This window comes from Neisseria sp. Marseille-Q1983 (genome assembly GCF_018224585.1).
Classification (GTDB): domain Bacteria; phylum Pseudomonadota; class Gammaproteobacteria; order Burkholderiales; family Neisseriaceae; genus Neisseria; species Neisseria polysaccharea.
Genome location: NZ_JAGTUI010000018.1, coordinates 1 through 15221, shown reverse-complemented (window position 1 = coordinate 15221; position 15221 = coordinate 1). Strand labels below are relative to the sequence as shown.

General features: G+C 51.0%; 11 protein-coding genes, 3 tRNA genes and 1 pseudogene. 6 read left to right on the top strand and 9 right to left on the bottom strand.

Annotation, left to right across the window (positions count from 1 at the left end; translation table 11 throughout):
- Positions 1-1905, top strand: a 1905-nt coding sequence (locus tag KEM39_RS05825) for a site-specific DNA-methyltransferase (RefSeq protein WP_249182621.1), incomplete at its 5' end; no start/stop codon positions are given.
- An 89-nt stretch (positions 1906-1994) separates the two neighbouring features.
- A complete protein-coding gene (locus tag KEM39_RS05820) occupies positions 1995-4934 on the top strand; it encodes a type III restriction-modification system endonuclease (protein WP_211709691.1) in 2940 nt (979 codons plus the stop codon).
- 92 nt (positions 4935-5026) lie between these two features.
- On the opposite strand, the gene ttcA is transcribed toward KEM39_RS05820, so the two are convergent.
- The 3 genes from ttcA to KEM39_RS05805 form a co-directional block, all read right to left on the bottom strand.
- Positions 5027-5986, bottom strand: a complete 960-nt coding sequence (ttcA, locus tag KEM39_RS05815) for a tRNA 2-thiocytidine(32) synthetase TtcA (RefSeq protein WP_002242691.1) — start codon at positions 5984-5986, stop codon at positions 5027-5029.
- 93 nt (positions 5987-6079) lie between these two features.
- Positions 6080-6943, bottom strand: coding sequence for a YgfZ/GcvT domain-containing protein (locus KEM39_RS05810; protein ID WP_211709697.1), 864 nt, complete (start codon positions 6941-6943; stop codon positions 6080-6082).
- Positions 6944-6977: 34 nt separating this feature from the next.
- Positions 6978-7340 carry a RidA family protein gene (locus tag KEM39_RS05805; RefSeq protein ID WP_002217102.1) on the bottom strand — a complete coding sequence of 121 codons (363 nt, stop codon included), beginning with the start codon at positions 7338-7340 and terminating at the stop codon, positions 6978-6980.
- 74 nt (positions 7341-7414) lie between these two features.
- Between KEM39_RS05805 and ybaK the strand changes: the two genes are divergently transcribed.
- The 3 genes from ybaK to KEM39_RS05790 are packed head-to-tail and all read left to right on the top strand — an operon-like array spanning position 7415 to position 9516.
- A complete protein-coding gene (ybaK, locus tag KEM39_RS05800) occupies positions 7415-7894 on the top strand; it encodes a Cys-tRNA(Pro) deacylase (RefSeq protein WP_118997870.1) in 480 nt (159 codons plus the stop codon).
- Positions 7895-7916: 22 nt separating this feature from the next.
- Positions 7917-8639, top strand: coding sequence for a DUF4870 family protein (locus KEM39_RS05795; protein ID WP_002235842.1), 723 nt, complete (start codon positions 7917-7919; stop codon positions 8637-8639).
- Position 8640: 1 nt separating this feature from the next.
- Positions 8641-9516 carry a DMT family transporter gene (locus KEM39_RS05790; RefSeq protein ID WP_002222560.1) on the top strand — a complete coding sequence of 292 codons (876 nt, stop codon included), beginning with the start codon at positions 8641-8643 and terminating at the stop codon, positions 9514-9516.
- A 71-nt stretch (positions 9517-9587) separates the two neighbouring features.
- Here KEM39_RS05790 and aspA read toward each other — a convergent pair whose 3' ends face one another.
- The 5 genes from aspA to KEM39_RS05765 all read right to left on the bottom strand — a co-directional run bounded on the left by aspA (position 9588) and on the right by KEM39_RS05765 (position 12273).
- Complete coding sequence (gene aspA, locus KEM39_RS05785; RefSeq protein ID WP_118997911.1) at positions 9588-10985, bottom strand: aspartate ammonia-lyase; 1398 nt, start codon at positions 10983-10985, stop codon at positions 9588-9590.
- 147 nt (positions 10986-11132) lie between these two features.
- On the bottom strand, positions 11133-11705 hold the full coding sequence (locus KEM39_RS05780; RefSeq protein ID WP_192886349.1) for a hypothetical protein: 573 nt from the start codon (positions 11703-11705) through the stop codon (positions 11133-11135).
- A gap of 230 nt (positions 11706-11935) precedes the next feature.
- Positions 11936-12026: transfer RNA gene (locus KEM39_RS05775), tRNA-Ser, on the bottom strand.
- Positions 12027-12064: 38 nt separating this feature from the next.
- A tRNA-Leu gene (locus KEM39_RS05770) sits at positions 12065-12151 on the bottom strand.
- 35 nt (positions 12152-12186) lie between these two features.
- Positions 12187-12273, bottom strand: a tRNA-Leu gene (locus KEM39_RS05765).
- Positions 12274-12361: 88 nt separating this feature from the next.
- Between KEM39_RS05765 and rnr the strand changes: the two genes are divergently transcribed.
- Complete coding sequence (gene rnr, locus KEM39_RS05760; protein WP_118997910.1) at positions 12362-14737, top strand: ribonuclease R; 2376 nt, start codon at positions 12362-12364, stop codon at positions 14735-14737.
- A gap of 235 nt (positions 14738-14972) precedes the next feature.
- On the opposite strand, the pseudogene KEM39_RS05755 reads toward rnr, so the two are convergent.
- Positions 14973-15153 (bottom strand): annotated as a pseudogene (locus tag KEM39_RS05755) (hypothetical protein); the annotation flags it as partial.
- Between the last annotated feature and the right edge of the window lie 68 nt (positions 15154-15221).

Below are 15221 nucleotides of genomic sequence, written 5' to 3'. Positions count from 1 at the left end.
GCCCCTGATCTAATCGACACAGCCGGGGCTAACACCGAGGCAATCTACACTTCAGACGGCATTACCGCCAACTCTACCCAACTCGAACAGCTCAAAAAACTGTTTCCCGCCTGTTTTGACGCAGACGGAAATTTCCTTATCGACAGATTACAAGCCGAAATCGCACCGCAGACCGACATCGGACGCGAATTTTACGAAATGAACTGGCTGGGCAAATCATATGCCCGCCTGCTTCGCAACCTGCCGCCCGAAACCCTGATAAGTGAAGATAAGACACACAACGCCAAGCCTGAAAATGCAGGCAGCCAAAACCTGCTGATTCGTGGCGACAATCTAGAAGTGTTGAAACACTTAAAAAACGCCTACACAAACAGCGTGAAGATGATTTACATCGACCCACCCTACAACACCGGATCGGACGGCTTTGTCTATCAGGACGACCGCAAATTCACACCAGCCGAACTTGCCTGCTTAGCCAATATTGACGAAGACGAAGCCGCGCGGATTTTAGATTTCACCGACAAAGGCTCAAACTCGCACAGCGCGTGGCTGACCTTTATGTATCCGCGCCTGTATATCGCCCGCGAACTGTTAAAGGACGACGGCGTGATTTTTATCTCGATCGACGATAACGAAGCGGCGCAGTTGAAGTTGTTGTGTGATGAAGTGTTTGGGGAAGGGAATTTTGTAGAACAGATTATTTGGGAAAAGAAATTCAGCCCCCAAAATGATGCAAAATATTTTTCAGAAAATCACGATTATTTAATTTGTTACGCAAAAAATATTACTGAATTGGAAATCAAATTATTACCGCGAACAGAAGAAATGAATGCACGGTATAAAAATTATGATAATGATCCACGCGGTGCTTGGACTTCTGATAATTTATTGCGTAAAGATATGCAACAAAGCGGAATTTATACAATTACAACGCCAAACGGTACACAATACAATCCACCCAGCGGTAGAAGCTGGCGTGTTTCGCAAACTAAATTTACCGAAATGGTTGCCGATAATCGCATTTGGTTTGGTGAAGACGGTGGAAATGTTCCTCGTATCAAACGCTTTTTAAGCGAAGTTCAAGATGGTACGAAAGCCATTTCAATTTGGAAATTTAATGAAGTTGGACACAATCAAGAAGCAAGCCAAGAATTGCGTAAATTATTTGATGGCGATAGTTATTTTGATACACCGAAGCCAATTCGTTTGATTGTACAAACATTGCGATTAACCACAAATCCAGACGACCTAATCCTAGACTTCTTCGCAGGCAGCGGCACGACCGCACACGCCGTGATGCAGCTTAACGCCGAAGAACAAAACGGTAACCGCCGCTATATCTGCGTGCAGCTGCCTGAAAAAACCGGTGAAAAATCCGAAGCCCGTAAAGCAGGCTACCCGACCATCTTCGACATCACCAAAGCCCGCATAGAAAAGGCCGCCGCCAAAATCCGCGCCGAGCATCCCGATTACACGGGCGATTCGGGCTTCAAAATCTTTCAAACGGCAGACAATTTCAGGCAGCATCCGGACAAGGATTTTTTGCCCGAACAACCGGATTTGCCGCTTAACGATGAATTAAGCGAAGAACAGCTGCAAACGCTTCTGACTACCTGGACGCTGTATGACGGGGCGGCACTGACCACGCCGGTTGAGCCTGTGCGGTTAGGGGCTTACACGGCGTATCTGTGCGAAAAACGGCTGTATCTGATAAATGCCGGTTTTACTTCCGCCGATTTGTTGGCGTTTATCCGCAAGCTGGACGACGATGCGGCTTTCAATCCCAACCGCGTGATTGTATTCGGCAGCAATATGGAAAGCGCAATGCAGCACGAACTTGACCAGGCGGTACGCGGTTATACCAATAAAAAAGAGATTGAGTTGAATGTGGTTATCAGGGTGTAGCCGGAATCCGAAAGTGCAGGCTGCTTTTCGGCTTGGATTCCCCTTGCGGGGGAAGGACGATACAACAATGACTTCATGGAGAAACATTCATGAGCGGTTTTAATTACGAGAAAAACCAGCCGCACCAAATGCGGGCGGTTTCGGCAGTTTTGGACGTGTTTGACGGGGCAACGCCCAAATATCGGGCGGCAGACGAAAATCCCGAACTTTTGTTTGCTGCAAAACAATACGCAGACAATATCCTGAAAGTGCAAAGCCAAAACGGCATAGACGGCCGATTCCCCGACCGTTCGGACGACCAAAATATCCTTGATATTTCCATGGAAACGGGCACGGGCAAAACCTATACCTACACACAAACCATGTTCGAGCTGCACCGTTGGCTGGGTGTGTTCAAATTTATCGTGGTCGTGCCGACTTTGTCCATTAAGGCGGGAACGCGGCAGTTTTTGCAAAGCAAGGCTTTAGCAGAGCATTTTGAACAGGATTTCGGCGGCGATTATGAAGGTGTGCGCCTGAAAACCTATGTGGTGGAAAGCGCGAAAAAGAATAAGGGCAAAAAGTCCAATGCGCCCATAACGATTGAGCAATTTGTCAAAGCGGAAAATAAAAAGGAAATTCATGTGCTGCTGATTAACGCGGGCATGGTTAATTCGTCGTCCATGACCGATACGGGCGACAAGGCATTGAAAGATTTGTTTGACAATCCCGTTGATGCATTGGCTGCCGTGCGCCCGTTTGTGATTGTGGACGAACCGCATAAATTCCCGACCCGAGATAGCGCGAAAACGTGGGGCAATATCAAACGCTTAAAACCGCAATATATTTTGCGCTACGGTGCAACATTTAACGATGAATATTACAACTTGCTTTACCGTTTGACGGCAGTAGACGCGTTTAACGACGGGCTGGTCAAAGGCGTGCGCGTGTTTCAGGAAGAAATGCAGGGCGGCATGGATGCAGCGGTAAAACTGGTGTCGTTTGACGGTAAAGAAGCGAAATTTGAATTAAACGAAAAGGACAAAAAGCAGACATTCAAACTAGCAAAAGGCGAAGATTTGGCGCAAATCCATCCGGCCATTTCGGATTTGACCGTTGAAAACATGAAGAAAACCACGCTGGTGTTAAGCAACGGCTTGGAGTTGAAAACGGGTGCCGTCATCAACCCTTATTCCTATTCGCAAACGGTGCAGGATGCGATGATGCAGCGGGCGGTTACCGAACATTTCAAGCTGGAACGCGCACTTTTGGCAGAACGCGCGCCACAGCCCAAAATCAAGCCGCTGACGCTGTTTTTTATTGACGATATTGCGGGCTACCGCAGCGGCAACGAGCTTTCAGGCAGCCTGAAAGATAAATTTGAAAGCTGGATTCGCGCGGAAGCGGCACACCGCCTGGAAACGGAAAGCGACCCGTTTTATCGTGATTACCTGCAAAAGACGTTGGACGATGTATCCGCCTGCCACGGCGGCTATTTTTCCAAAGACAATACAGACAGCGACGATAGAATCGAGCAGGAAATCAATGAGATTCTGCACGATAAGGAAAAGCTACTGTCTTTGGACAACCCGCGCCGCTTTATTTTTTCCAAATGGACGCTGCGCGAAGGCTGGGACAATCCCAACGTTTTCCAGATTTGCAAACTGCGTTCCAGCGGCAGCACGACTTCCAAGCTGCAAGAAGTTGGACGCGGCCTGCGCCTGCCGGTAAACGAGCTGATGGCGCGGGTGCGCGATGTATCGTACAAACTGAATTATTTTGTCGATAGCAGCGAAAAAGACTTTGTGAAGCAGCTTGTCGGCGAAATCAACGACAATTCTTTTCAGGAAGAAATCTCCAAAAAGTTTACTGAGGAGCTGAAACAAAAAATATTGCAAAAATACCCCGATATCAAACCGCTGGTATTGTTAAACAAACTGTTTTCAGACGGCATCATTGACGACAATGAAAACTTTACCGAAGACGGCTATGACAAATTAAAAGCCGCCTATCCCGAAGCCTTTCCCAAAGGTTTGGATAAAGGCAAAGTCAGCAACGCCAAAGACGAAGGCAAAGACACCATCATCATGCGCGAAGGCAAATATGAAGAACTCAAAGCTTTGTGGGAGCTGATTCACCATAAAGCGGTTTTACAGTACAAAATCAAAGACGAAGCCGAATTTGTCGATTTATTTACCGCCTATTTGCGTGAAAACGCCGCCAAATTCCCGCAGGCAGGCATACGCACGGCGGTAAACGAAGCTTATATCAACAACGGGCTTATGCTTTCCCGCCGCATAGACAGTATTGAAGATGAAAATTTTATCCGTTTCAACACAATGACTTACCGAGAGTTTCTGGAAAAACTGGCACAAACGGCAAAAATCCAGATGCAGACTTTGCATCAGGCGTTTTACCGCGTCCGCGACGAACTGAACATTGGCGATTTTTTGAATATGCAAACCATCGCCCAAATCAAAAACGGCTTCAACCGGTTTTTGCTTCATCATTCCTTCCATAAATTCGAACTGGATTACCAGCTTGTCGGCAGCAAAATCCATCCGACCAAATTTACCAATAAAGACGGCAAACCGCGCGCGGTGAAAAAAGCAGATTTGGGCAGATTTGAAGATACGGAGCACCGGCCTGCCGCCAGCTATCTCTTCGGCGAGATTTTCTACGATTCGAATATAGAACATGAAAATGTCGCCAACAACCAAATTGAAGGCGTAACCGTATTTACCAAAATACCGAGAAACTCCATCAAAATCCCTGTTGCCGGCGGCGGCACGTATTCACCCGATTTTGCCTATATCGTGAAAACCAAAAGCGGCGAGATTCTGAACTTTGTGATTGAAGCCAAAGGGACTGATGGGGCGGAAGATTTGCGAAAAAGCGAAGAGCGGAAAATCAAACATGCCGAAAAGCTGTTTGCCGAGATTTCCAAAGAAATCAAGGTGGTGTTCAAAACGCAGTTTGACGGCGAGAAGATAGCCGAACTGATCGGGCAAAATATGCCCGCAGGAGGACATTCTGAAAACGGACACTGAGAAACAAATGTTTGGGAGCCGTCTGCTTCGGGATTTTAAAATGCCGTCTGAAACGCCAAACGGGCTTCAGACGGCATTTTGACGGCGGGGGGTTACGCGCCGCAGGTTTTCGGCTTGTTCGCCAGAATGTTGATGACTTTGCGTTCGGCTTTTTGCGGCTCGATTTTGATTTCGCTCTCATCTTCTTCGCTGCCGTCTGAAAAGCGTTCGGGCATTTTTTCGCTGTCAAAAGCCAAATCGCCGCCGTGTTTCAGGCTTTGACCGCGTTCTAATCCGACAAAGTCAAAGAGTTCGGTATCGGCAAGGTGGGAAGGGACGACGTTTTGCAGGGCGGAGAACATCGATTCGATACGGCCGGGGAAGCGTTTGTCCCAATCGCGCAGCATATCGCCGATGACTTGGCGTTGCAGGTTGGGTTGCGAGCCGCAAAGGTTGCACGGGATAATCGGGAACTGTTTCAATTCGGCGTATTTGATTAAGTCTTTTTCTTTCACATAAGCCAAGGGGCGGATGACGATGTGTTCGCCGTTGTCGCTCACCAGCTTGGGCGGCATGGCTTTGAGTTTTCCACCGTAAAACATATTTAAAAACATGGTGGCAAGGATGTCGTCACGGTGGTGTCCTAAGGCGATTTTGGTGCAGCCCAATTCTTTTGCGGTGCGGTAGAGGATGCCGCGGCGCAGGCGGCTGCACAGCGAACAAGTCGTTTTGCCTTCGTCTAATACGCGTTTGACGGTGGAGTAGGTGTCTTCTTCGACGATTTTGTACGGCACGCCTATGCTTTCGAGATAGGTCGGCAATACTTCTTCGGGGAAACCCGGCTGCTTTTGGTCGAGATTGACGGCGACCAGTTCAAAATCAATCGGCGCGCTGGCTTGGAGCTGGCGCAGGATGTCTAACAGGGCGTAGCTGTCTTTGCCGCCGGAGAGGCAGACCATGATTTTGTCGTCCGGCTCGATCATATTGAAATCGTTAATCGCGTCGCCGACGGCGTGGCGCAGGCGTTTGCTGAGTTTGTTGTTTTCGAGTTCTTGTTTGGTTTTTTTGGACATGGCGGTTTGGGTTTGAAAATTAGAAAGGCGGCATTGTAACCGATTGGCGGGGCGGCAATGCCGTCTGAAGGGCTTCAGACGGCATTAGAGGGATTATTCTGCATTTTCGGTTTTAAAGAAGGGATGAACCGCTTTGAAGATACTGCCGTTTGGGGCGGTCAGTTCTTTTTGTGCGGCGGAGAATTTAATCACGGTAAGGGCGGTAAAGTTTTCCGAATCTTGAACGCTGTCGAGTACGATGCCGGCCTCTTCGCCGTCCGCCGTCAGCAGGGTTCCTGCTTCGACGGCCGAATTTCCCGACAATACCGCCAAGCCGCGTTTGACCTGCCCCCGATACTGGGCACGGGCAATGATTTCCTGTCCCGGATAGCAGCCTTTTTTGAAGTGTACGCCGCCGATGATGTGCTGGTTGAGCATTTGGGCGACGGCGGTTTCTTTGGTAGCCGCGCATATCCACGGATAACCGCTGCGGATTTCGTGCAGCCGCCACGCGTTTTCGGCGGCGGCATCATAAGGCGGCAAGGTGTTTTTGGGGGCGATGCGAAGGATGCCGCCATGAGGCAGAGCGATAGAGCAGATGCCGTCTGAATCTTGTTGTGCGGCAAAGGCAAGGTTGGGTTCTTGCGCGGCAAGCGGTTCGGCGGATGCTTCCAATTCCGCGCCGACGGCGTAATCTTCAAGGATTTCAAAAACGGCTTTGGCACGCAACACAAACATCCGCAAACGTTTGACCGTTGCTTCAAGCAAGTCTTGCGCCATAATCAGCAGCAAATCGCCGCCTCGGTTGACGACAATCATATTGGCGATGACACGGCCTTTGGGCGTGTTGTAAGTCGCATAACACGCCTGCCCGGTCTGAAGATTATTGATGTCGTTGGAAAGCTGTCCGTGCAGGAAGGTTTGGCGGTCTTCGCCGCTGACGCGTACCACGCCGAAAAAGGGCAGTAAGGTTTTCATCATTTGCGTACTCTGAAATATAAAGGAAATCTGTTTATGCGGTTGCCGCATCTTTCTTCACGGCGGTTATTTTGATTTCGACGCGCCACTCCGGACGGGCGAGCCGCGCTTCCACGCAGGCGCGGGCGGGCGTTCTGCCGGCGGCAACCCAAGCGTCCCACACGCCGTTCATTTCCGCATAGTCGCCCATATCGCGCAGATAGATGACCGCATCCAAAACGTGCGCTTTGTCCGAGCCGCATTCCGCCAGCCAGCGGTCGATTTGGGCAAGCACGTCGGCAGTCTGTTCGGCAGCCGTTTCACCGTTTTCGGGAACCATGCCGGAGAGGAAAATCAAGCCGTTTGCGCCGACGGCTTCGGAATAGCGGGGCGTTGTGCCGAAATATCGGATATCCATATCGGTTTCCTTCGATAAAGGGGATATATGGTAACATTGCGCTTGACCGATTTCCATGTTTTGCATGACGAAAAATGAGTAAACACACTTATCCGATAACACCTGCCGTGCGCGTTTTGCGTGAAAACGGCATCGAATTTGAACCTTTTACCTATGCCTATGAGGAACACGGCGGCACGGCGCAGTTTTCCCGACTGTTCGGCAAAGACGAACACTTGGTCATTAAAACCATTGTTTTGCAAGATGAAAACGGTAAGGGGCTGATTGTCTTGATGCACGGCGACAAACAGATTTCCACGCGCAATCTGGCTCGGCATTTGGGTGCGAAACGCATCGAACCCGCTACGCCCGCACAGGCAAACAAGTGGACGGGCTATTTGGTCGGCGGCACAACGCCGTTCGGCATCCGGACAAAGTTGGATATTTACGTCGAACAGTCGGTGATGGATTTGGAAACCATCTATATCAACGGCGGAAAACGCGGGTTCATTATCGGCATCCGTCCCAGAGATTTAAATATTTTGAACCCGAAAACAATACAGGCGGCGGTTTGACGGGAAAGTATAAAGGAACAATATGGACAAAGATTTGTATGCCGTATTGGGCGTGTCGCCGCAGGCGGGAGCGGACGAAATCAAACGCGCCTACCGCAAGCTGGCGATGAAATATCATCCCGACCGCAATCCGGGCAATCCGAAGGCGGAAGAAAAGTTCAAAGAAATCCAACGGGCTTACGATACGCTTTCCGACCTGTCGAAACGGATGCAATACGACGCGTCCTTCAGACGGCATGAGGAACGCGGGCGGCAGGAAGAGGCATTCCGCCGCGAACAGGCGCGCAGGGAGCAGTTTTACCGCGAACAGATGCGCCGCGAACAGGCGTTCAGACAGGCGTTTGAACGGCAGGCATCACGTTCGTGCCATGCTTACGAACCGTCCGGCGGCGGAAGCGGGCGCAACTATGTCCTCGCCGCCTACATCCTGTTCGGTTTGGGTGCAATCATGCTGTTCATGCCCATAGTCGGCGTGATTTTCGCCTATATGCCCATAGTCGGCGTGATTCTCGCCTATATGAAACGGAACAGTTTGGACAGCATTGTCTATGCCGCACATACCGAATACCTGATTAAAACCTTTTGGCGCACATTTTGGCTTTATATTTTGGGTGCGCTGACTGCCCTTTTGGGTATCGGCGTGCTGATTATTATTGCAACGAACGTCTGGTATTTCTACCGCATCATCGCCGGCTTTATCCGCTTCAACGGCGGCAGGGCGGTTGCACCCGAGAAATGGATATAGTATGGCTTACCTGTTAATCAGCATCGTGTTCAGCGTGTCGGTTTCCATTTTGCTGAAAATGGCAAGGAAGAAAAAAATCGACATCGCGCAGGCGGTCGCCGTCAATTATGTGGTCGCGGTCATACTGACCCTGCTGGTATTGAAGCCGGATGTCGGCAATATCGGCGCATTTTTGCCGACATGGTGGCTGTTTGCCGCATTGGGCGTGCTGCTGCCGTCCGTATTTGTCATTATGGGCAAATCCGTAGAATCCGCCGGTATCGTCAAATCCGACGCGGCGCAGCGTTTGTCGCTGTTTTTGCCGATTGTTGCCGCCTTGACGCTGTTTGGCGAAAAACTCAGCGAAGGCAGACTAATCGGGCTGTGCCTCGCATTTGCCGCACTGTTCTGCCTGCTTTGGAAACACAGCGGTGGCAAAAAATCAGGAAGCGCGTGGCGGCAGGCGGCATTGCTGCTGGGCGTGTGGGCAGGTTACGGCATTATCGATATCCTGTTCAAACAGCTTGCCAAAAGCGGAACGGCATTTGCGGGCAACCTGCTGGTTGCATTTGTGCTGGCGGGTGTGCTGATGTTTGCCTGCCTGTTTGCCAAATCGGTCAGATGGCGTGTTGAGAGTGTGGTTGGCGGCATATTCTTGGGCGGTTTGAACTTTATGAACATCGTAACCTACATCACCGCGCACCAAATGATGAAGGATAATCCGACCTTGGTTTTTGCCGGTATGAATATCGGCGTGATTGTTTTGGGTACGCTTTCGGGCGCATTGTTCTTTAAGGAAAAAATCAACACAATCAATACGGCGGGAATCGTGTTGGCACTGTGTTCTATCGCCTGCCTGTTTTATTGGGGGGAAGTCAAGGTACTGTTCGGCATATAATCCGGCTGATTGATATAACAAAATGCCGTCTGAAGCAGCATCCCTGCTTCAGACGGCATTTGTCTGCAACGTTACAGATGGGGGTTCATCAGGTTTTCAGGAGAGAGGATGCGGTTGAGTTCTTCTTCGCTCAACAGCCCGCGTTCCAAGACAACCTCGCGCACGCCTTTGCCGGTTTGGGCGCAGATTTTGCCGACCAAATCGCCGTTGTGGTGTCCGATATACGGATTCAGATAAGTCACCAAACCGATGGAGTTGAAAACGTAACGTTCGCAGATTTCGCGGTTGACCGTAATGCCTTTGACGCATTTGTCGGACAGGTTGACTGCGGCATTGCCCAAGAGGGAAATGGTTTCAAACATACATTGGGCGATGACCGGCTCCATCACGTTTAATTGCAGTTGCCCGGCTTCGGCGGCGAAGGTAATCGTCGTGTCGTTGCCGATGACTTTGAAGCAGACTTGGTTGACCACTTCGGGAATCACGGGATTGACTTTGGCAGGCATAATGGAAGAACCGGCCTGTAATTCGGGCAGGTTGATTTCTTTCAAGCCGGCACGCGGGCCGGAAGAGAGCAGGCGCAAGTCGTTGCAGATTTTGGAGAGTTTGACCGCCGTGCGCTTCAATGCGCCGTGTACCATCACATATGCGCCGCAGTCGGAGGTCGCCTCAATCAGGTTTTCGGTCAGTTTGCAAGGCAAGCCGCTGACTTCGGAGAGTTTTTTGACCACCAGTTCGGCGTAGCCTTTGGGCGTGTTCACGCCCGTGCCGATTGCCGTTGCGCCCAAATTGACTTCCAACAGCAGTTGGCGGGTGCGGTCGAGGTTGAGGATTTCTTCTTCCAACAACACTTGGAAAGATTGGAATTCTTGGCCGGCAGTCATCGGCACGGCATCTTGAAGCTGGGTGCGGCCCATTTTCAAAACGTCTTTAAATTCTTCGGCTTTGGCGGCAAAGGCGTTTTTCAGGACAGTCAGTTTGTCGAGCAATTCGCCGATGCTGTAATACACGGCAAGGCGGAAGCCCGTGGGATAGGCATCGTTGGTCGATTGGCTGGCATTGACGTGATCCATCGGATTGACGATGTCGTAGCGGCCTTTTTCGTATCCCAAGACTTCCAATGCGAGGTTGGCGATGACTTCGTTGGTGTTCATATTGACCGAAGTACCCGCACCGCCCTGATACACGTCGGACGGGAATTGGTCGAGGCAGCGGTTGTTCAGCAGAATTTCGTCGCAGGCTTTTTCAATGGCGGCGGCGATTTCGGGCTTGACCGCGCCCAACTCACCGTTTGCCTGTGCCGTCGCCTTTTTCACCATCACCATACTGCGGACAAACTGCGGCACGTCAGAAATTTTTTGTGTGGAAATTTTAAAGTTTTCAATGGCGCGCAGGGTGTGGATGCCCCAATATACTTCGGCGGAAATCTCGCGGTCGCCCAATAAATCGTGTTCGATACGGACAGTCATGTTTTTACCTTTGTAAGTCGGATAATTAATATTGAAAAAATGCGCCATCGGAAAGATGCCGCAGCAGGACGAACACTATACCAGTTGGGCGGCGTTGTCTATGGTGTTTTCAAGAACAATGCCGTCTGAACGCCGAAATGCCGTGTCTTAAGGATGCTGCTCCGGCAGGTCTGCCAGCGTTTTCCGCGCCAGCGTCGCACCGAGGTTATGGCGGTGCAGCCCCAAAACCATGCCCGTCCACACACCGCGTCCGCTCGGGCCGGTCAGCAGCGCAACGCCTCCGGTCAGCCATTGGTAGAGTGAATGCGGAAGCACGTGGACGGAATATGCCGCATCATGCCTGCCGCGATAACGGACACGCCCGAACGCACCATAAACAACCAGTTCCTTATCATCGATATAAACCGATTTGCACGTCGTCAGCGCATACCACCAACGCTCCATGCGCCACATCCAAAACACGGAAAAACCCGCCGTCAAGACGCTGTAAACCGAATCGGATACGGGAGGAGCACCCCATTCGAGCAACTGGTTTCCGCCGCCTATCCAAAGCAGCAGACCGAAAAACAGCGCAAGCAGCGGCTGAAACAACCTGCCGCGCAGAACGGAATGCCGGAACAGCAGCCCTTCGCCCGCAACAGAAACCCCGAACGGCAAATCACGTTTTAAGGTTCTGATGTATTCGGAAAGGTTGGTCGGATTGAGATGCGGTGCAGCCATATCGGTTTTCGGTTTGCAGCATGTCGAACAATGCCGTTTGAAGGAATACGCCTTTTGAGTCCTTACAGGCTTAGGAAGAGGGTAAAACATACCGCAAAACATACCACAAAAAACGGTAACGGATAGTTGTAAGCGGTTGATGACGATTATAGACAATAACGGGTTTTCCCAATGAAATTATTGTTTGAATAATAAAAAATCCCAAACCGTAAAAGTTTGGGATTTGTATTTGGCAGAGAGGAAGGGATTCGAACCCTCGATACGCTATTCACGTATACACGCTTTCCAGGCGTGCGACTTAAACCACTCATCCACCTCTCTAATGGCGGAAATTATCCCAATCGGGATAATTTATTATTTGGTGCCCGGGAGAAGACTCGAACTTCCACACCCGTGAGGATACCAGCACCTGAAGCTGGCGCGTCTACCAATTCCGCCACCCGGGCAATCTAAATATTGAAATAAAGCAAAGCATTTGATTTGGTGCCCGGGAGAAGACTCGAACTTCCACACCCGTGAGGATACTAGCACCTGAAGCTAGCGCGTCTACCAATTCCGCCACCCGGGCTTTGCTTTATTTGCTGTTTTGCGGTACAGTGTCCTGCCGCAAAGAAGTCGCTATTATATAGTTCATAAAGAGAATGTCAACAGTCCAAATGAATAAAAATATTAAATCTTTAAATTTACGGGAAAAAGACCCGTTTTTAAGTCGTGAAAAACAGCGTTATGAACATCCTTTGCCCAGTCGGGAATGGATAATCGAATTGTTGGAGCGCAAAGGTGTGCCTTCAAAAATCGAATCGCTTGCGCGCGAGCTGTCGATTACGGAAGACGAGTATGTCTTTTTTGAACGCCGTCTGAAGGCGATGGCGCGGGACGGTCAGGTTTTAATCAACCGTCGGGGCGCGGTTTGCGCGGCGGACAAATTGGATTTGGTCAAATGCCGCATCGAGGCGCATAAGGACGGTTTCGGTTTTGCCGTGCCGCTCACGCCCGCCAAAGACGGTGATTTTGTTTTGTACGAACGCCAGATGCGCGGCATTATGCACGGCGATATTGTCACTGTTCGTCCTGCCGGCATCGACCGCAGGGGGCGGCGGGAAGGGACGGTTCTGGATATTGTCGAACGCGCGCAAAGCAAAGTTGTCGGCCGTTTCTATATGGATAGGGGCGTGGCGATTTTGGAGCCGGAAGACAAGCGTCTGAACCAAAGCATCGTATTGGAACCGGACGGCGTGGCGCGTTTCAAACCCGAATCCGGTCAGGTTATCGTCGGCGAAATTGAGGTTTATCCTGAGCAAAACCGGCCGGCAGTGGCGAAAATCATCGAAGTATTGGGCGATTATGCCGACAGCGGCATGGAGATTGAAATTGCCGTGCGAAAGCATCATTTGCCGCACCAATTCAGTGAAGCGTGTGCCAAAGCCGCGAAAAAAATTCCCAACCATGTACGCAAAAGCGATTTGAAAGGCCGCGTCGATTTGCGCGACCTGCCTTTGGTAACGATAGACGGCGAAACGGCGCGCGATTTTGACGATGCCGTGTTTGCCGAGAAAATCGGACGCAATTACCGTTTGGTCGTGGCGATTGCCGATGTCAGCCATTATGTCCGCCCCGATGATGCTATCGACACGGACGCTCAGGAACGCAGCACCAGTGTTTACTTCCCGCGCCGTGTGATTCCGATGCTGCCGGAAAACCTGTCCAACGGCATCTGCTCGCTCAATCCTAATGTCGAGCGTTTGTGCATGGTGTGCGATATGGTCATCACTTACGCGGGCAATATTAAAGAATACCGCTTCTACCCCGCCGTGATGCGCTCCCATGCCCGCCTGACCTACAACCAAGTTTGGAAATGGATTTCAGACGGCATCGACCATCCGCACAAAGCCCAAATTGATACCCTTTACAAACTCTTCAAAATCCTTCAGAAAAGGCGTTTCAAACGCGGCGCGGTGGAGTTTGAAAGCGTCGAAACCCAAATGCTTTTCGACGGCAACGGCAAAATTGAAAAAATCGTGCCCGTCGTCCGCAACGATGCCCACAAGCTGATTGAAGAATGTATGCTGGCGGCGAATGTTTGCGCGGCAGAGTTTTTGCTGAAAAACAAACATACGGCTTTGTTCCGCAACCATTTGGGTCCCACGCCCGAAAAACTCGCCACCCTGCGCGAGCAGCTCGGTCTGTTGGGGCTTCAACTTGGCGGCGGCAACAACCCGACGCCGAAAGACTATGCCGCGCTTGCCGAACAATTCAAAGGCAGACCCGATGCCGAATTGCTGCAAGTCATGATGCTGCGCTCCATGCAGCAGGCGGTTTACGAACCGCATTGCGAAGGGCATTTCGGTTTGGCTTATGAAGCATACGCCCACTTCACTTCCCCCATCCGCCGCTATCCCGACCTGACCGTCCATCGCGCCATCAAAGCTGTATTGGACAAGCAGACCTACACGCCAAACAAAAGCTGGCAGGCTTTGGGCGTGCATACTTCGTTTTGCGAACGCCGTGCCGACGATGCCGCACGCGATGTGGAAAACTGGCTGAAAACCTACTATATGCGCGATAAGGTCGGCGAAGTATTCGAAGGTAAAATCTCCGGCATGACCAGTTTTGGTATCTTTGTAACACTAGACGGCATCCACATCGACGGCTTGGTGCACATCAGCGATTTGGGCGAAGACTATTTCAACTTCCGCCCCGAAATCATGGCAATCGAAGGCGAACGCAGCGGCATCCGTTTCAACATGGGCGACAGGGTTGCCGTCCGAGTCGCGCGCGCCGATTTGGATGATGGAAAAATCGATTTTGTCTTGATTGCAGGGGGGAGCGGCAGGGGGCGGAAAGTCAAATCATCCGCGTCTGCCAAACCGGCAGGGACGGCAGGGAAAGGGAAGCCGAAAATCGCCGCCGAGAAAAAAACAACCCGAGGCGGCAAAGTAAGGGGAAGGGGCGCGTCTGCCGCCGCAGAATCGGGGAAAAAGGCAAAGAAACCGGTTCCGATTAAGGTCAAAAAACGGAAAGGCAAGTCATAATTTCGGCAGGGCGACTTGGGGAGGGCGGGGCATACTTTCCCGAAGCCGCCGCCTGATTTTTTGATATGGCGGCCGGCGCATCATTTCCGGCGAATCTAAACGCCCGTATTGAAAGATTGCGTTTATTTCTACCTCCGTTTTAAAGATCGGCGGTATTCGGCAAATGGGGCGCAAACGGCGCGGCGGTGTTCCGGCGGCAGGGCGGGCATCCGTTAAAACGCAGGCATCGCCCTTTTGCGCCTTTTCTGTTTGCACGGGAAAAGGCGCGCCGCCTTCGTGTCAAAATCGGCAATGCCGCCTTTAACCGCATCTCTGCCGTGCAAAATCTGCAACAGGCGTTTATCATCAATTTCAGATAAAGGCGGTTTGCTTTCAGAGACTCCCGTAGTTGATACGCGGTCAAGTAATGAAAGCAAGCCGAGACCTTTACAAAATTCCCCAAAATCCCCTAAATTCCCACCAAGACATTTAGGGGATTTCTCAT